The sequence below is a fragment of the Amorphoplanes friuliensis DSM 7358 genome (assembly GCF_000494755.1).
GTDB classification, from domain to species: Bacteria; Actinomycetota; Actinomycetes; order Mycobacteriales; family Micromonosporaceae; genus Actinoplanes; species Actinoplanes friuliensis.
On sequence record NC_022657.1, the window covers coordinates 1,060,410 to 1,078,256 of the forward strand.

At 68.9% G+C, this 17,847-nt stretch carries 16 protein-coding genes; 8 read left to right on the forward strand and 8 right to left on the reverse strand.

Features of this window, described 5'->3' with window-relative positions:
- Positions 1-2 precede the first annotated feature (2 nt).
- From AFR_RS04945 to AFR_RS04965, 5 genes are all read right to left on the reverse strand, one after another.
- Positions 3-1,259, reverse strand: coding sequence for a sugar ABC transporter permease (locus AFR_RS04945; RefSeq protein ID WP_023358314.1), 1,257 nt, complete (start codon positions 1,257-1,259; stop codon positions 3-5).
- A complete protein-coding gene (locus AFR_RS04950; RefSeq protein WP_023358316.1) occupies positions 1,256-2,071 on the reverse strand; it encodes an ATP-binding cassette domain-containing protein in 816 nt (271 codons plus the stop codon). Before AFR_RS04950 ends, AFR_RS04945 begins: the two co-directional genes overlap by 4 nt.
- Positions 2,072-2,149: 78 nt before the next feature.
- On the reverse strand, positions 2,150-3,247 hold the full coding sequence (locus AFR_RS04955) for a sugar ABC transporter substrate-binding protein (RefSeq protein WP_041840608.1): 1,098 nt from the start codon (positions 3,245-3,247) through the stop codon (positions 2,150-2,152).
- A 275-nt stretch (positions 3,248-3,522) separates the two neighbouring features.
- Positions 3,523-4,005 carry a Cys-tRNA(Pro) deacylase gene (ybaK, locus tag AFR_RS04960; RefSeq protein WP_041841797.1) on the reverse strand — a complete coding sequence of 161 codons (483 nt, stop codon included), beginning with the start codon at positions 4,003-4,005 and terminating at the stop codon, positions 3,523-3,525.
- An 11-nt stretch (positions 4,006-4,016) separates the two neighbouring features.
- Positions 4,017-5,183 (reverse strand): class I SAM-dependent methyltransferase, encoded by a 1,167-nt coding sequence (locus AFR_RS04965; RefSeq protein WP_023358322.1) that lies wholly within the window; start codon positions 5,181-5,183, stop codon positions 4,017-4,019.
- A gap of 238 nt (positions 5,184-5,421) precedes the next feature.
- On the opposite strand from AFR_RS04965, the gene groES reads away from it, so the two are divergent.
- The 4 genes from groES (at position 5,422) to AFR_RS04985 (ending at position 9,759) form a co-directional block, all read left to right on the forward strand.
- Positions 5,422-5,730: a co-chaperone GroES gene (gene groES / locus AFR_RS04970; RefSeq protein ID WP_023358324.1), complete on the forward strand. Its 309-nt coding sequence runs from the start codon at positions 5,422-5,424 to the stop codon at positions 5,728-5,730.
- A gap of 73 nt (positions 5,731-5,803) precedes the next feature.
- Positions 5,804-7,450: a chaperonin GroEL gene (gene groL, locus AFR_RS04975; protein WP_023358326.1), complete on the forward strand. Its 1,647-nt coding sequence runs from the start codon at positions 5,804-5,806 to the stop codon at positions 7,448-7,450.
- Positions 7,451-7,534: 84 nt separating this feature from the next.
- Positions 7,535-8,155, forward strand: coding sequence for a hypothetical protein (locus AFR_RS04980; RefSeq protein WP_023358328.1), 621 nt, complete (start codon positions 7,535-7,537; stop codon positions 8,153-8,155).
- A gap of 26 nt (positions 8,156-8,181) precedes the next feature.
- Positions 8,182-9,759 carry a molybdopterin-dependent oxidoreductase gene (locus AFR_RS04985; protein ID WP_041840609.1) on the forward strand — a complete coding sequence of 526 codons (1,578 nt, stop codon included), beginning with the start codon at positions 8,182-8,184 and terminating at the stop codon, positions 9,757-9,759.
- 169 nt (positions 9,760-9,928) lie between these two features.
- Here AFR_RS04985 and AFR_RS04990 read toward each other — a convergent pair whose 3' ends face one another.
- Positions 9,929-10,318 (reverse strand): WhiB family transcriptional regulator, encoded by a 390-nt coding sequence (locus AFR_RS04990; protein ID WP_023358332.1) that lies wholly within the window; start codon positions 10,316-10,318, stop codon positions 9,929-9,931.
- Positions 10,319-10,548: 230 nt separating this feature from the next.
- Between AFR_RS04990 and AFR_RS04995 the strand changes: the two genes are divergently transcribed.
- Complete coding sequence (locus tag AFR_RS04995) at positions 10,549-11,391, forward strand: response regulator transcription factor (protein WP_041840610.1); 843 nt, start codon at positions 10,549-10,551, stop codon at positions 11,389-11,391.
- Between the two features lie 541 nt (positions 11,392-11,932).
- Here the strand turns inward: AFR_RS04995 and AFR_RS05000 are convergent.
- A complete protein-coding gene (locus tag AFR_RS05000) occupies positions 11,933-12,334 on the reverse strand; it encodes a DUF5319 domain-containing protein (protein ID WP_041841798.1) in 402 nt (133 codons plus the stop codon).
- A gap of 120 nt (positions 12,335-12,454) precedes the next feature.
- Here AFR_RS05000 and guaB point away from each other — a divergent pair, with 120 nt between their 5' ends.
- The 3 genes from guaB to AFR_RS05015 all read left to right on the forward strand — a co-directional run bounded on the left by guaB (position 12,455) and on the right by AFR_RS05015 (position 16,675).
- Positions 12,455-13,942, forward strand: coding sequence for an IMP dehydrogenase (guaB, locus tag AFR_RS05005; RefSeq protein WP_023358338.1), 1,488 nt, complete (start codon positions 12,455-12,457; stop codon positions 13,940-13,942).
- A gap of 20 nt (positions 13,943-13,962) precedes the next feature.
- On the forward strand, positions 13,963-15,081 hold the full coding sequence (locus tag AFR_RS05010; protein ID WP_023358339.1) for a GuaB3 family IMP dehydrogenase-related protein: 1,119 nt from the start codon (positions 13,963-13,965) through the stop codon (positions 15,079-15,081).
- A 172-nt stretch (positions 15,082-15,253) separates the two neighbouring features.
- Positions 15,254-16,675: a M1 family metallopeptidase gene (locus tag AFR_RS05015; RefSeq protein ID WP_041840611.1), complete on the forward strand. Its 1,422-nt coding sequence runs from the start codon at positions 15,254-15,256 to the stop codon at positions 16,673-16,675.
- Here the strand turns inward: AFR_RS05015 and AFR_RS05020 are convergent.
- Positions 16,665-17,759, reverse strand: a complete 1,095-nt coding sequence (locus tag AFR_RS05020) for an LCP family protein (protein WP_023358343.1) — start codon at positions 17,757-17,759, stop codon at positions 16,665-16,667. The two genes, AFR_RS05015 and AFR_RS05020, sit on opposite strands and share 11 nt — an antisense overlap.
- Between the last annotated feature and the right edge of the window lie 88 nt (positions 17,760-17,847).

Genomic DNA, 17,847 nt, shown 5'->3' on the forward strand with positions numbered 1-17,847 from the left:
GCTCATCTGTTTCCGGTGGCTGCCGCTCTGCGGCGCGACAGGGCGTCGACGCTGGCGGCCAGCAGCAGGATAAGGCCGGTGACGACGAACTTGGTGCCCGCGCTGTATCCCATCAGGCCCATACCGTTGTCGATGACGGCGATGACCGCGCCGCCGATGACCGCGTCCAGGACACGGCCCTTGCCGCCGAAGAGGCTCGTACCGCCGATGACGGCCGCGCCGACCGCGTAGAGCAGCACGTTGCTGCCGCCCGAGTTCGGGTCGACGGAGTTCGCGCGGCTCGCGGCGATGATGCCGCCGATCGACGCCATGAACGACCCGATGACGAACACCGAGATGCGGATCCGGTCCACCGGGATACCCGCGCGGCGGGCCGCTTCCTTGTTGCCGCCGACCGCGTACACGTGCCGGCCGTACGTGGTCCGGCCCAGCACGAAGGTCCAGAGGATCAGGAAGACCGCGATGATCGGCGCCACGATCGGCACACCCTTGACCGAGCCGCTGATCAGCGGGTTGATGCTGCGCTCGGTGGTCAGCACGGCGACCGCGGCCAGCAGGAGCACGGCGAGCGCGGCGATCCGCGCCAGCACGATGCCCATCGGCTCGGTGACCAGGCCGCGGACCGCGCGGCCCCGGACCTTCGCGAACTGCAGACCGGCGTACACGGCCACGGCCGCGATCGCGATGGTCCAGCTGACGACCACCGACATGTTCCTGTTGGCCAGCGACAGCACGAAGGTGTCGCGGATCGAGATGTTCTTACCACCGCTGAGCAGCACGAGCAGGATGCCCTGGAAGGCCAGGAAGGCGGCCAGCGTCACGACGAAGGACGGGATGCCGATCTTCGAGACCAGGAAGCCCAGCACGAAGCCGATGACCAGCCCGGTGACCAGGGCGGTCGGGATCGCGGAACTCCAGTGCCAGCCGTGGTTGGTCAGCAGGATCGCCATGACCGCGCCGCAGACACCGCTGGCGAAGCCCGCCGACAGGTCGATCTCGCCCAGCAGCAGGACGAAGACCAGGCCCATCGCGATGAAGATGACGGCCGCACCCTGCGAGAACAGGTTGGCGAAGTTGACCGCGCTGAAGAAGGTCGGGCGGGCGATGCCGAAGATCAGGCAGAGCACGATCAGGCCCAGGATGGCCGGCAGGCTGCCGATGTCGCCACCGCGTACGCGACCCCAGTAGTCGTGCAGGTGGCTGGCGACTGTCGGCTTGACCACCTGGACGCCGGCGTTCGATGTGGTCGTGGTCGTCATTGGTCGGCTCCCGGAGGCGTGATGTCGATGAAGCCGGACGCCGCCGCCGGCTTCTCGGGTGGCAGGCCGAGGTTGCCGCTGCGCCCTGAGGTGATGAGTTCGACGATCTGGGAGTGGGTGACGTCGCTGGTTTTGACCTGGGCGGCGGTGCGGCCGAGGTAGAGGGCGGCGACGCGGTCGGAGACGGCGAAGACGTCGTTCATGTTGTGGGAGATCAGGACGACGCCGAGGCCGTTGTCGGCGAGGCGGCGGACGAGTTCGAGGACTTGTGCGGTTTGGGCGACGCCGAGGGCTGCGGTGGGTTCGTCGAGGATGACGACGCGGCTGTTCCAGAGGACGGCTTTGGCGATGGCGACGGTTTGTCGTTGTCCGCCGGAGAGGCTGGCGACGAGTTGGCGCAGGGATTTGACGGTGCGGACGGAGAGGCTGGCGAGGGTGTCGCCGGCCATTTGTTCCATGGTGGGTTCGTCGAGGACCAGGCCGCGGACTTTTTCGCGGCCGAGGAACATGTTCTGGACGATGTCGAGGTTGTCGCAGAGGGCGAGGTCCTGGTAGACGACTTCGATGCCGAGGGCGGCGGCGTCGCGGGGGGTGTGGATGGCGACCTGGTTGCCGTCGAAGGTGACGGAGCCGGAGTCGATGGTGTAGATGCCGCTGACGCATTTGACCAGGGTGGATTTGCCGGCGCCGTTGTCGCCGACCAGCGCGGTGACCTCGCCGGGATAGACGCTCAGTCCGACATCGTGCAGGACCTGAACGGGACCGAAGCTCTTGTCGATCCCGCGCAACTCCAGGAGAGGTGTCGCGGCCACGGGTGTTTCTCCTTCACTCGATGCGGCGCCGCCCACGCCCGGCCAGGCATGAGCGGCGCCGTCGTGCCCGAGAGGGTGTCAGCTGACGCCGTTGTCCGTGCAGAGCTTGGCGAAGTCGCCGGTGCACAGCTGATCCTTGGTGACGAAGCCGTCGGCGACCACGTCCTTGACGCTGTCCTTGTAGATCGCCTTCGGGGTCAGCAGCACCGACGGCACGGAGGTGTTGGACTCCGGGTCGGTGATGCTCTGCGAAACGTCCTTCTTCTCGCCCTTCGCCAGCGAGATGGCGAGGTCCGCAGCCGCGTCGGCCTCCTGCTTGATGGCCTTGTAGACCGTCATGCACTGGTCACCCGCGAGGATGTTCTGCAGGCCCTGCACGGTGGCGTCCTGGCCGGTGACCGGGACCTTGCCGTTGAGGCTCTGCTTCTTGAGCACCGAGATGACCGCGTTGCCCAGGCCGTCGTTGGCCGCGAGCACACCCTTGATGTCCTTCTTCTCGGTCAGCATCTGCTCGAAGATGGTGCCGCCCTGCGCGTTGTCCCAGTCGGGTACGGACTGGTCCGGGCCCTTGACGTAGTCACCCGAGTCGTACTTCGGCTTGAGGACCGAGTCGTAGCCCTCCTTGAACAGGGTGGCGTTGTTGTCGGTCGGCGAGCCGTTGAGCTCGGCCACGACAGGCTTGGTCGCCTTCATGTCGGTGAGGCACTTGACGAGGCCCTCGCCCTGAAGCTTGCCGACGGCCACGTTGTCGAAGCTGACGTAGTAGTTCGCGCCGCCGTTGAGCGTGAGCCGGTCGTAGTCGATCGTCGCGATGCCGGCTGCCTTGGCCTTGTCGAGGACCGCCTTGCCCGTACCGGAGTCCAGGTTGACGATCATCAGCACCTTGACGCCGCTGGAGATCATGCCGTCCGCGATGGTCTGGAACTGGCTCTTGTCACCCTGGGCGTTCTGGATGTCGACCGCCACACCGGCCGCGTCGAACGCCGCCTTCAGGAACTTGGGGTCGTCGGAGCCCCATCGCTGGGAGCTGGCGGTGTCCGGCAGGATGACGCCCACCTTGCCAACGGACGAGCCGCTGCTGCTGCCGGAGTCGGTTCCGCTGTCGTCACCGCATGCAGTCATGCTGCTGGTGGCCAGCAGGCCCACCGCGGCAAGGGCGAACATTCCCTTACGCATTCCTCGAGTCCTCTCGGATCAAATCCGGACCTAGCGTCGGATGTGGTGTGCGCTGCCGGGAACGTCGCGGACCTCGGTGCTGACGGGCAACGTATTCCCGGTCCGGGGCGTGGCACAACGGGCCTGATCGCTAGCTGCGGAAGCCCGCCGGACGAGTCGCCCCACACCGTGACGCTAGGTCACTTCGAGCTTCCGATTTGCCGGATCTCGGGAGAAAGGTCACAGAGGTTTGTCACGGTGTCATAACGGAGGGTGGCGAAGGCGGGTATCAAGCTCTATGTCCGGATCCTCGCCGACGACGCATCGGTCAGCCGGATCAGATCGGCCGGCGCCAGCGACACCTGCAGGCCCCGGCGCCCGGCCGACACGTACATCCGGTCGAGGCCGGCCGCCGAGTCGTCGACGACCGTGGGCAGGCGTTTGCGCTGGCCCAGCGGGCTGATGCCACCCCGGACGTACCCGCTGCTGCGTTCGGCGGCCGCCCGGTCGGCCAGGCCCGCACGCTTGCCGCCCGTGGCCGCGGCGAGGGCCTTGAGGTCCAGCTCGCCGGTCACCGGGACCACGGCGACGGTGAGGACACCGTCGACCTCGGCGATCAACGTCTTGAACAGCACCGCCGGATCCACCCCCAGCGCCTCGGCGACCAGCGCGCCGTAGTTCGGGGCGTCCGGGGAGGCGTCGTACGGATGCAGCTCGTGCGCCACCCCCTGCGCGGTGAGCAGCACGGTGGCCGGTGTGCCGGCAGCCTTCTTCGCCACGATCAAGCAGGCTAGCGGCAGAGCAGCACCGTCGGCGCGCCAGCCACCCGGGTCAGCACCAGGGACGCCCCGGCGCTGCCGCTGAGTCGCAGATCCCGGCGCAGCTGCTCGGGCTCGAGCGCCGACCCGCGCTTGCGGATCTCCAGCCGCCCGACACCACGCTCACGCAGCAGGATCCGCAGCCGTTTGAGCGAGAACGGCAGCACGTCAGTGATCTCCAGCCGCCGTCCGAACACGGTGTCGGCCGGGGTGTCCGTGTAGACGTACGCGATCTCGGGGTCGGCGATCCGCCCCCCGATCGACGCGGCGAACTCGGCCACCAGATGCGACCGGACCACCGCCGGATCGGGGTCGTAGAGATAGGCGCCGACCGGGCCGACCGGCGCGGCCTCGACACCCGACCCGGTCAGCTCGGCACCCGAGGGCAGAAGGATCGCCCGCCGAGCAAATTCCGCGAGCGGTCCGCACCAGAACGCGGCCTCGACCAGATCGCCGTCGACGCTGACCCACTCGCCCTCGGCGCCCGGTGGCAGCAGGGCGTGGTCGATGCCGGGGGCCAGCTTGAGCACCGTGCGCGGCACCCGGCCGGGCAGGGCGGAGATGAAGTCCCACGGCGGGGACCAAGAGCGTGGGTCCATCAGCCGGCCGCGTCCCGCCCGCCGGCGTGCCGGATCGGCGAAAACCGCGTCGAACTGCTCCACCGGCACACTCGTCGCGTCCGCGCATTCCACGGTCACGAGGTGGGCCAGTCCCGCCGCTTCGGCGTTGGCGGAGGCGAGGGCGGCGGTGAGGGGATCGGCGTCCACGGCGTACACCTTGATGCCCTGACGGGCGGCGGCCAGGGCGTCGGAGCCGAGCCCGCAGCCGAGGTCGGCGAGAGTTTCGACACCGGCCGCGCGCAGGCGTGCGGCCCGGCGGTCGGCGACCACCGCCCGCGTCGCCTGCTCCAGCCCCGCGCGGGTGAAAACCATCGAGGCGCCGGCCGCGCCGAACTTCGCCGCCGCGCGTATCCGCAGGTCGGCCTGGGTGAGAGCGGCGGAGGCCAGAGCCGGGGGAACACCCCGGGAACGCAGGGCGGTCGCAGCGGCCAGCGGGTCACCCCCGGCGACCTCGGCGGCGGCCGCCAGTGCGGCAGACCCCTCATCGGTACGCAGGGCGGCGAGCAGTTCGAGGTCCACGGTGAGTCATTCTGCTAGGAGCTGACGTGTTGGCACTCTGGTTGACGGAGTGCTAGTTCCGGCATAATCTCCGATTAGCACTCTCAACCTGAGGGTGCCAGCGTGCTCCCCTTGCGGGGACGTGCGCTTGCGCCAGGCGGACCGGCACCCGCGACGACGGCCCCGCCCGGTGGCATGAGGCATCAGCCCGGCCTGTCCACTGGCCGGCGACAACACCTGTACCCAGGAGGGTATGCCCGTGACTACCGCGACAAAGGTTGCGATCAAGCCGCTCGAGGACCGCATCGTGGTCCAGGCGAACGAGGCCGAGACCACGACGGCGTCGGGCATCGTGATCCCCGACACCGCCAAGGAGAAGCCGCAGGAGGGCACCGTCCTCGCTGTGGGCCCCGGCCGGATCGACGACAAGGGCAACCGCGTCCCGATCGACGTGCAGGTCGGCGACACCGTCCTGTACTCGAAGTACGGCGGCACCGAGGTCAAGTACGCCGGCGAGGAGTACCTGGTGCTCTCCGCCCGTGACGTCCTCGCGGTCATCGAGAAGTAGACCTGATCTGACAGTGCTGAGCGCCCTGGCCCGGCTTCCGGTCCAGGGCGCCGGTGCGTTGAAGGGACCATAAATGGCGAAGATTCTCAGTTTCTCCGACGACGCCCGGCACCTGTTGGAGCACGGCGTCAACACGCTCGCCGACACGGTCAAGGTCACCCTCGGGCCGCGCGGCCGCAACGTCGTTCTCGACAAGAAGTTCGGTGCGCCCACGATCACCAACGACGGTGTCACCATCGCCAAGGAGATCGAGCTCTCCGACCCGTACGAGAACCTCGGTGCCCAGCTGGTCAAGGAGGTGGCGACGAAGACCAACGACGTCGCCGGCGACGGGACCACCACGGCGACCGTGCTCGCGCAGGCGCTGGTCCGTGAGGGCCTCCGCAACGTGACCGCCGGTGCCAACCCGATCGCGCTCAAGCGCGGCATGGACCTGGCCGCCGAGGCCGTCTCCAAGGCGCTGCTCGAGAAGGCGGTCGAGGTCGCCGACAAGAAGGCGATCGCGAACGTCGCCACCATCTCGGCGCAGGACGCCACCATCGGCGACCTGATCGCCGAGGCCATGGAGCGGGTCGGCCGCGACGGTGTCATCACCGTCGAGGAGGGCTCCGCCCTGCACACCGAGCTCGACGTCACCGAGGGTCTGCAGTTCGACAAGGGCTTCATCTCCCCGAACTTCGTGACCGACGCCGAGTCGCAGGAGGCCGTCCTCGAGGACGCGTACCTCCTGATCACCACCCAGAAGATCTCCAGCGTCGAGGAGATGCTGCCGCTGCTGGAGAAGGTTCTCTCCGGTGGCAAGCCGCTCCTCATCGTTGCCGAGGACGTCGACGGCCAGGCGCTGTCGACCCTCGTGGTCAACGCCCTGCGCAAGACCTTCAAGGTCGCCGCCGTCAAGGCGCCCGGCTTCGGGGACCGCCGCAAGGCGATGCTGCAGGACCTCGCGATCGCGACCGGTGGCGAGCTCATCGCCCCCGAGCTCGGTTACAAGCTCGACCAGGTCACCCTCGACATGCTGGGCACCGCCCGCCGCGTCGTGGTCGACAAGGAGAACACGACCATCGTCGACGGTGGCGGTCGCAAGGCCGAGATCGACGACCGGGTCTCGCAGATCCGCAAGGAGATCGAGGCGTCGGACTCCGACTGGGACCGCGAGAAGCTCTCGGAGCGGCTGGCCAAGCTGTCCGGCGGCATCGCGGTGATCAAGGTCGGTGCCGCGACCGAGGTCGAGATGAAGGAGCGCAAGCACCGCATCGAGGACGCCATCGCGGCGACCAAGGCTGCGGTCGAGGAGGGCACTGTCCCGGGTGGCGGCGCCGCCCTCGCGCAGGTCGCCTCGACGCTCGACGGCAACCTCGGCCTCACCGGCGAGGAAGCGGTCGGCGTGCAGATCGTCCGCAAGGCACTGGTCGAGCCGCTGCGCTGGATCGCCCAGAACGCCGGTCACGACGGTTACGTCGTGGTGGGCAAGTCCGCCGAGCTCGGCTGGGGCCACGGCCTCAACGCGGCCACCGACGAGTACGTCGACCTGGTCGCGGCCGGCATCATCGACCCGGTGAAGGTGACCCGCAACGCGGTCTCCAACGCCGTCTCGATCGCCGCGCTGCTGCTCACCACGGAGAGCCTCGTGGTCGAGAAGCCGGCCGAGCCGGAGCCCGCCGCTGCCGGTGGTGGCCACAGCCACGGTGGCCACGGTCACCAGCACGGCCCGGGTTTCTGAGTACTTGGAGCAAAAAGGGCGCGTCGCATTCCGCGGCGCGCCCTTTCTCGTGTGTGATGCGGGATTCGGGGGAAAGAGGCGCGGATGATCGTCGTGGTGGAAGGTCCGACCGCGGCCGGCAAGACGTCGTGGTGCCGTCGGTACGTCGGCCGGTACGTCGCCGAGTACGCCGCGACCGGTCGTGAGCCCGCCGACGAGGTCGCGCTGGCCCGGCACTGGGCGCGAGTCAGCATGCGGCGCTGGACGGAAGCACTCGACCTCGAACGGGCCGACGGTGTCGCCTTCTGCGACACCGACCCGCTCAAGCTGCACTACGCCTGGGGCATGGCGGCTCTCGGGCTGGCGCCGCGGGCCCGCTTCGAGCGCGAGCTGACCGTGACCAGGGAGGCGTTCCGCGTCGGCCGGCTCGGGTTCGCCGACGCGATCCTGGTCGGCCTGCCCGAGGTGGAGACACTCCAGCGCCGCCGGGACACCGACGAGACGCGGCGCCGGCGCAACTTCGCGGCGCACGTCCAGCTCCGCGAGCCGTTGCAGCAGTGGTACAACGCCCTCGACCGGCTCGACCCCGGACGGGTGAGCTGGGAGCTCCCGGCCGAGGGGGTTCCGAAGCTGCCGGTGCCACGGACGGACCGCTGTGCGGTCGAACTGCTGGACGCGCTCGTGGCAGCTCTGCCCCCGCTGCGTCAGGCCGTCACCGAACCGTAAGGGTTGTTTGCCCGTAGAGGTGGAGGATGGGAGACGTGAAACTCTCCCTGCGGGCCGCACTGGCCGGCGTTGCTGCTGCCGGTGTCGCCCTCGGTGTCGCCGAGGTCATTGCCGTCTTCACCGGTCCGCTCTCGTCGCCGCTGCTCGCCGTGGGCGGTGTGGTCGTCGACAACGTGCCCGCACCGGTCAAGGACGCGGGCATCGCGGTCTTCGGCACCCACGACAAGACCGCCCTGATCACCGGCACCGTGATTCTCCTCGGCCTCTACGCCGCCCTGCTCGGTGTCATCGCCCTGCGCAGCCGGCCGGTCGCCCTGGGCGGTGTTGTGCTCTTCGGCGCCGTCGGCGTGACCGCCGCGGCGACCCGCCACGACGCCGGATTCTCGGCCGTGGTGCCGTCGATCATCGCCACCGTGGTCGCGGCGGTCGCCCTGCACTACCTCGTGACGCTGGCCGTCGCGGGGGAGGAGTCCGGCAGTCGTGATCTCGAGACCGTGCCGGCCACCGCTCGGAAACGCGTCACGGCGGACCCGATCACCCGGGAGGACAGCCGGCGACGGTTCCTCTTCGTGGTGGGCGGTGCGGCCGCCGTGGCCGCAGTCGGGGGAGTCGGCGGCCGCTTCCTGACCTCGCGGCGTGCGGTGACCGCGGCCCGCGCCGCCGTGGTGCTCCCACTGCCCTCGCAGGCCGCTCCCGCTGTCCCCGCCGGTGTCCAGGTCCAGGGTGCCGTCCCGTACGTGACCTCGAACGCCGACTTCTACCGCATCGACACCGCGCTGTACCCGCCCCAGATCGACCCGTCGACCTGGGAGCTGCGCATCCACGGGATGGTCCGCAACCCGATCACCATCACCTGGGAGCAGCTGCTGCAGCGCCCGATGGTGCAGCGGTACGTCACCCTCGCCTGCGTGTCGAACGAGGTCGGCGACGACCTGATCGGCAACGCGCTCTGGCTCGGCACCTCGATCAAGGACCTGCTCGACGAGGCGGAGCCCTTGCCCGGCGCCGACCAGGTCGTCCAGCGCTCGAGCGACGGCTGGACCTGCGGCAGCCCGACCGAGGTGCTGCGCGACGGCCGGGACGCCCTGCTGGCGATCGGCATGAACGGCCAGCCGCTGCCGGTGGCGCACGGCTTCCCCGTCCGCATGGTCGTCCCCGGCCTGTACGGCTACGTCTCCGCCTGCAAGTGGATCACCGAGATCGAGCTGACCCGCTTCTCGGACTTCGACGCGTACTGGGTGCCCCGCGGCTGGTCGGCGCTCGGACCCATCAAGACTCAGTCGCGCATCGACACCCCCCGCGACGGCGCGAAGCGTTCCGCCGGACCGGTCACGGTCGCCGGCGTCGCCTGGGCGCAGCACCGTGGCATCGAAAAAGTCGAGGTGCAGGTCGACGGCGGGCCGTGGGCGCAAGCGACCCTGGCTTCGGCCGTCTCCTCGGACACCTGGGTGCAGTGGTCGTACCAGTGGCAGGCGACCTCCGGCGACCACACCGTCCAGGTCCGGGCGACGGACAAGGATGGTCAGACTCAGACGAGCACACCCGCACCGCCGGCACCCGACGGGGCGACAGGATGGCATTCCGTGCAGGTCACGGTCGGCTGAACGGATTCACCCCTAAGCCGCACTTTCGGTCCGACGTCAACCCCAAGTTCGCTCATACGGTGGCTTGCATGTCCACCGATGCGGCTGACACGCCACTGAACAAGCAGACGCGGTTCCCCGCAGGGAACCGCGTCATCAGCTGTGTTGTCGTGCCGCGCGTCGGAAGGCGTCAGGCCGCCGGAACCTGCCGTTGTGCGGGAACCGTCGACTTGTGGGGCCGGCCGAGGCGCGCTTCGAGCCGCACAAGGTCGACCCGCCCGTGAGTCCGATCGGCAAGGTCCTCCCAGCCGACCGCGAGCAGCCGCAGCCGCTCCGCTTCGCTGAAACCTCCCCAGACGCCGTACGGCTCACGGACAGCCAGCGCATGGGCGGCACACTCTGCCCGAACCGGGCAGGCGCCGCACATGGTCTTGGCCTTCGACTCGCGACGGTTGCGGGAAGAACCACGCTCGCCGTCCGGGTGGAAGAACTGGGCGCTGTCGCGCCCTCTGCAAAGGCCGAGTCGCTGCCAGTCCCAAAGGTCGGCGATGGGCCCGGGCAGTCTGCGTACGTTCGACATCAACACCCTCCTCCCGCGCGGCACCGCGGAGTGTTGTCATGAGGGGCCTGGCTCAGGCCTGCCGCCCGTGTACCCCGGCGCAAGCCGAATCACACACGACTGGTCGATGTCTTCGTCAGGCGTATCTCACCGGTGCTGTGAGCCGTTCCGATGTTTCCCATTTTTTCCATCTAAAGCGCGTAATGCTGCGGCCGTTGCGTGATCTCCTCTGAGAGAGAAGGAGGATCACTGTGCGTACCGTCCTCGTGTGCGTCCGAACCCCACTTGCGGCCCAGACCGTCGCCTCTACCGCGGCCCGGCTCGGGATGACCGGGGTCGTGCGGACGGCGGTCAGCGAGACCGAGGCCATGATCCGACTGGCTGAAAGGCCGGCCGAGGTTGTCCTGGCCGACACCGCCGTGACCCGTCCCGACAGCGTCGGTTTCACCCGTCGCGTCCTCGCCCGTGCCCCACAGGCACAGGTCGTCCTCTTCGGCGCCGAAGACCCCCGGGTCGCCGCGGCCGCCGTCGCCGCCGGCGCCCGCGGAGTCATCCGCGGTGTCGAGCACGACCTGGTCAGTGTCGTCGCCAAGGCGCTGCTCCTGCTGTTGCTACCGGTACGCCCCCAGGGCATGCCGATCAACGGCGCGAACGCCCAGCCGGCCGCCGTCGGAGGCGCCGGCCGGAACAACAACTCGGCGACCGCCCGCGGTCTGCACCGGGACGGGCTGGCCATGGCCGGTACACCCAACGGTGCCGGCATCCCCGCGATGCTGCCGAACTCACCCATGGTCCCCTCCCAGAGGGGAGACGGCTCCGACATCGACCCGGCCACCGGCCGGCCGATGGTCTGGCCCGGCAACGACACCGGCCGCACCGACGGCCCGACCGGCCGGCGACTCACGCTCACCGAGCGGGAGCTGCAGGTGCTGCGCGGCATGGCCGACGGCAAGAGCAACGCAGAAATCGGCCGCGAACTCTTCGTCTCCGAAGACACGGTCAAAACCCACGCCCGCCGCCTCTTCCGCAAACTCGGCGCCCGCGACCGAGCCCACGCAGTAGCCGCCGGCTTCCGCGCCGGCCTGGTTGCTTGATCTGTTTCGGTGGGGCCGGGCCAGGGCAGTTCGCCTGGCTCGGCTCTCCGTTTGGTGACTGGATGTGGCTGGGCTTCGCGCATCGGTCAGCTGTGCTTGCTGGGCCTCGCCGGCACTTCGCCCCAAGGACACGGAGGGGCGAGGTGCGAGTTTGGTTGCGGTCCGACGAGGTTGGGGTCGGGTCGTGATCAGGTTCGACACCCGGTCGGGGTGGGCTGGGTGATCAGGCGAACCCGTGGCTGGGGTTTGCGCGCCAGTGAACGGGCCTGTGCCTCTGGGCTCCGCTTCGCTCCGCCGGCACTTCGCCCCATGGGCAGTCGGTGTCGAGGACACCAAAACAAGCCACGGCAAAGGGCGCCTAGCTTGTTTTGGCGCCCTCGACACCGACGGGCGAAGTGCGACTTTGGTTGCGGTCGGACCAAGTTGGGGTTGGGGCCGTAATCAAGGTCGAACCCCAACTCAGCTCGGGCGAGGTGATCAGCGCGCGCCGGGGCTGGGCCGGGCGGTCAGTCGGAGCTGGTGGGGCGCGGGCTCTGGGTGGCTAGCTGGGCTCGTCGTCCGAACCTTCGGTCAACGTGTCGTGGACGCCGTCGGCGTAGCCGCGGGCGTATTCCCACGTTACGTAGTGGTCCGGGTCCGGGTCGTAGGCCGGCTCGTGAACTCGCGGGCGCCCACTGCTCAGCAGATGGCGGAGATTGCCGCGGAGCAGGTCCCAGTCGAAGTAGTGGGGCTCGTGGCAGTCTTCGCACTCGATCACCAGCCCTCGGATGCCCGTGGGACTCAGCAGCGCCTGGTAGATCTCCAGGTCGGAGAGGTCCTCGAGGACGTCCTGCCGCTCGGCCTCGGTCAGCGGGTCGGTCTCGGCGTCCTCGGTGAGGTCGTCGAGTCCGGCGGCCGGGTCGGCGGGGTCGCCGTTGAACGGGTCGATCGGCTCTTCTTGCACGGTGTCTACCGTACCCATGAAGCGGCGATGTGTGCTGGCCCGCACGCTCTGTCCGCCCTTCGGAGACGCTGAGCTGGATGGGTAGGATGAAACACTCCGCCTCTTCGCTAGGGATGATCTGTGGATAACGAGTCGGCCCGCACGGTTCCTCTGGGTCTCACCTTCGACGACGTGCTGCTCCAGCCGGGCGAATCGGACGTCGTGCCGAGCCGCGTCAACACGATCACGCGGTTGACCCGCAATGTCGAGCTGTCGATCCCGTTGCTGTCGAGTGCGATGGACACGGTGACCGAGGCGCGGATGGCGATCGCGATGGCGCGCCAGGGCGGCATCGGTGTGTTGCACCGCAATCTGTCGCTGGAGGATCAGGCCTCGCAGGTTGATCTGGTCAAGCGCTCCGAGTCCGGGATGATCACGAACCCGGTCACGTGCAGCCCTGACGACACTCTGCGTGAGGTCGATCAGCTCTGTGGCCGGTACCGCATCTCGGGTCTGCCGGTGGTGGACGCCGATGGTGTGCTGGTCGGCATCGTCACCAACCGCGACATGCGTTTTGTCACCGACAACAGCATCAAGGTGCGCGACGTCATGACGAAGGCGCCGCTGATCTCCGCGCCGGTGGGGGTCAGCAAGGACGAGGCGCTGGCGCTGCTGCAGCGGCACAAGGTCGAGAAGCTTCCGCTGCTCGACGACGCGGGCCGGCTGCGCGGGCTGATCACCGTCAAGGACTTCACCAAGAGCGAGCAGTACCCGAATTCCGCCAAGGACGCGCAGGGCCGCCTCCGGGTCGCCGCCGCGGTCGGTGTCGGCGACGACGCGTACAAGAGGGCCCGGTTGTTGATCGACGCCGGGGTCGACGTGGTCATCGTGGACACGGCGCACGGGCATCAGCGTGCGGTGCTGGAGATGGTGGCCCGGCTCAAGAAGGACACGACCACCGACATCGTGGGTGGCAACATCGCGACGTACGCGGGGGCCAAGGCTCTGGTCGAGGCCGGCGCCGACGCGGTCAAGGTGGGTGTCGGACCCGGCGCCATCTGCACGACGCGGATCGTCGCGGGTGTCGGTGTTCCGCAGATCACCGCGGTCATGGAGGCTTCGCGGGCCTGCCGCCCGGCCGGTGTGCCGGTGATCGCCGACGGTGGCATCCAGTATTCCGGTGATATCGCCAAGGCGATCGTGGCCGGCGCCGACACGGTGATGCTCGGTGGTCTGCTGGCGGGTTCCGAGGAGAGCCCCGGCGACCTGATCTTCATCAACGGCAAGCAGTACAAGACCTACCGCGGCATGGGTTCGCTGGGTGCGATGCAGTCCCGTGGTCAGGCGAAGTCCTACTCCAAGGACCGTTACTTCCAGCAGGATGTCACCGAGGACAAGCTGGTTCCCGAGGGTGTCGAGGGTCAGGTTCCCTACCGTGGCCCGCTGTCGCGAGTCGCTCACCAGCTGATCGGTGGCCTGCGGGCCGCGATGGGCTACGTCGGCGCCGAGACGATCCCCGACTTGCAGGAGAAGGGCCAGCTCATCAGGATTACCGCTGCGGGTCTGAAGGAAAGCCACCCGCACGACATCCAGATGACCGTCGAAGCCCCCAACTACCACTCCCGTTAATCGTTAAGAGGTAATCCGACATGCGTGACGTGGTGGAGATCGGTCTGGGCAAGACGGCCCAGCGCGGGTATCACCTGGACGACATCGCGATCGTTCCGAGCCGGCGCACCCGCGACGTGGACGACGTGTCCACCGAGTGGCGCCTGGACGCGTACCCGTTCAAGATCCCCTGCGTCGCGCATCCGTCGGACGCGACGATGAGCCCGCAGTCCGCGGTCGCGCTGGGCCGCCTCGGCGGCCTGGGCGTGCTCAACGCCGAGGGTCTGTGGACCCGCTACGAGGACCCGACCAAGATCCTCGAGGAGCTGGCCTCGCTCGACGAGGAGGCGGACGCGACCAAGCGTCTGCAGGAGGTCTACTCGGAGCCGATCCGGCCGGAGCTCATCGCCGAGCGGGTCCGCGTGATGCGCGAGGGCGGCGTCACCGTCGCCGTCCGCGTGTCGCCGCAGCACACGCTGGCGCTGGCCCCGGTCATCCTCGACGCGGGTGTCGACCTGCTCGTCATCCAGGGCACGCTGGTCTCGGCCGAGCACGTGTCCACAACGGACGAGCCGCTGAACCTCAAGGAGTTCATCGCCGACCTCGACCTGCCGGTCATCGTCGGCGGCTGCACCGATTACAAGACGGCGCTGCACCTCATGCGCACGGGTGCGGCCGGTGTCATCGTCGGCATCGGCGCCGACGAGTGGTCCACAACGGACACTGTGCTCGGCATCCGCGTCCCGATGGCCACCGCGATCGCCGACGCCGCGGCCGCCCGCCGGGACTACCTGGACGAGACCGGTGGCCGTTACGTGCACCTCATCGCCGACGGCGGCATCCAGACGTCGGGTGACATCGCCAAGGCGATCGGCTGCGGCGCCGACGCGGTCATGCTGGGCGAGCCGCTCTCGCTCGCCGAGGGCGCCCCGGCCGGCGGCGCGTGGTGGCACTCCGCGGCCAGCCACCCGAAGCTCCCGCGTGGCGGTTTCTGCATCGCCGGCGAGCCCGACGGCAGCCTCGAAGAGCTGCTCTACGGCCCGGCCAACCGCCCCGACGGCCAGCTCAATCTGTTCGGCGGCCTCCGCCGGGCCATGGCCAAGTGCGGCTACCACGACGTCAAGGAATTCCAGAAGGTCTCGCTCGTCCTCGACCGCTGAGGATCAAGAGCCGGATCGAGTTCAAGGGCCAGTTCATGTCGTGCCTGGTTGCATGGCACTGACCGTCGCTCCCGCCGATTGCCGGCTGATTGCTCGGTAGAACCTGCCGCGGCTTCGCCGCGCTTTCGCCTGCCCTGCGTACCGTCGGTTCCACTTGAGCTGGGGAGGGCACATGCGTAGGGCTCCGGTGGCTGTCGCGACCGTCGTGGTGCTGGCGTTGGCTGGTTGCTCGGCGGATGACAAGCCCGATCCGTCTCCGTCGGCGGCCTCTCCGTCCGTTGCGCCGAGTTTTGGGGCCGGGGGTGAGGGGATCGGGGACCCGTACTTTCCCACGTACGGGAACGGGGGTTATGACGTTGCCGGGTATGACCTGAAGTTGCGGTACGACCCCGCGAGCGGTGAGCTGGGTGGGACGGCGACGATCAGTGCGACGGCGACGCAGGATCTGGCGCGGTTCAACTTCGACCTGGCGCGGCTCAAGGCGAGCAAGGTGACCGTCGACGGGCAGGCGGCCACGAGTGCGGCGGACGGCGACGAGCTTGTGGTCACGCCGGCGGCCGGGATCCGCACCGGCACCGCGTTCACCGTGGTTGTCGACTACAGCGGGAAGCCCGAGGCGCTGAACAACGAGGCGCTCGGTGTCGGCGGCTGGCTGCGTACCAAGGACGGTGCTTTTGCGCTCGGTCAGCCGGAATCGGCGAGCACGTGGTTCCCGGTCAACGACCACCCGTCGGACAAGGCGACCCTCGCGCTGTCGATGACCGTTCCCGACGGGACCGAGGCGATCGGCAACGGTGTGCCCGGCCCGCGCGAGACCGCCGGCGGCTGGACCACGTGGACGTGGAAAGAGCAGAAGCCGCTCGCGAGTTATCTGGCCTTCGTGGCGATCGGGCAGTACCGCGTGCAGACCAGTACCCACAAGGGCAAGCCGATGGTCATCGCGATCCCGGAGTCGCTGCCGCCGACCAGCAACGCCGCGCGGGCGATGGCGCGCACCGGTGAGGTCGCCGACTACCTGGAGACGCAGTTCGGCCCGTACCCGTTCGACGCGTACGGCGGTGTGGTGCTCGACGACGACCGGGTCGGGTACGCGCTGGAGACGCAGTCACGCCCGGTCTACGGCAACACCTTCTTCAAGGGCGGCGCCGACGTCTCCGTCGTCGCGCACGAGTTGGCCCACCAGTGGTACGGCGACAGCGTCGCCCTGGACCGCTGGCAGCACATCTGGCTCAACGAGGGCTTCGCGACCTACGCGGAGTGGCTGTGGAGCGAGCACGAGGGCGGGCGGACCGTTCAGCAGTCGTTCGACCGGGTCTACGCGGCGTTCGACTGGTCGACCCCGCCCGGCGATCCGGGCGCCAAGCGGCTCTTCAGCGACGCCGTCTACATCCGCGGCGCGATGACCGTGCACGCCCTGCGCAAGGCCATGGGCGACAAGGCGTTCTTCGCCCTGCTCAAGTCGTGGCCGGCCGACAACCGCGACGGCACGGTCACGACCGAGGACTTCATCGCCGCCGCGGAGAAGGCCTCGGGCAAGGACCTCGGTGACCTTTTCGAGCAGTGGTTGTTCGGGAAGACCCGCCCTACTTATTGATCAGGTCGCGGTTCTTCGCGAGGTACGCGTCGGCGGTGCCGGCGTTGAGTGCCTTGAGGAAGCCGCGCCCCTTGGTGGTCAGCTGCTCACCGATGTAACCACCGCCGTTGGACACCGAAGCGCCGGGCAGCCCGACCAGGGTCAGCTGCGAGGGCGTGAGGTCGCGCAGCGCGTACGCGTACTCGATCGGTGTGCGCTCGCCGGAGTAGACCAGGGTGTCGCCCAGCGCCGTGAGCACCGACTGCAGTTTGGACTGGTCGGTGGCGAGTCCGGAGTCCTCGGCCTGGGTGAGCAGCGCCTTGACGAGCTGCCGCTGGTGCCGCTGCCGGGTGTAGTCGCCGCCGGCGGTGTACCGCTGACGGGCGTAGTCGATCGCCTGCCAGCCGACGAGCTTGCGGGTGCCGGGCAGGTAGGTGGCCTGCGGGCCGACGTATCCGCCGCCGCCCGAGCGCAGCGTGCGGGAGGTGCCGTCGGGGCGCCGGTGCTGCGACTGCACCTTCTGGTCGATCTTCAGGGTGACACCGCCGAGGGCGTCGGTGAGTTTGCTGAGCCCGTTGAAGGTCAGGATCGCGCCGGCGTCGAACTTCTTGATGCCGGTGTACTTCTCGATCGTCCGCGCGAGCAACTCGTACCCCTGCTCCACGTTCGGTTTGTCGGTGCCTCTGACCCGTGCGCCGTAACTCATCGCCTCGGTGAGCTTGTGGTTTCCGCCGTCGAAACCGTTCTTGGCGAATGCGGGCACGTCGACGCGCAGATCCCGGGGGAGCGAGTAGAGGTATCCGGACTTGAGATCGGCATCGACGTGCAGGAGCATGATGGCGTCGGCGTGCGGCTGCCAGTCCGGGATGCTGACCCGGGTGTCGACGCCGAGGATCAGGACGTCGAGCGGACCGGTGATGTCGGCGCCCGGTGGCGGGGCCGGGCTCGCCGAGGCCGGCGGCGCCGAGGGCGGACCGGCGCTGGGCGCGGCGACCGGATCCGGCTCGTCGGAGCCGCTCCGGAGGGCCACGACGATCCCCGCTCCGGCCAGCAGGAGCACCACGACCGCACCTACTACCACCCACAGGGTCTTGTTGGTCCGCATGGTGGAAACAGTAGGTGACGTCCACACCCTGCTCAATGCCTCAAGATCTCGCGTACTGGAACGGGGCATGGAAATACGGGTGATCGGC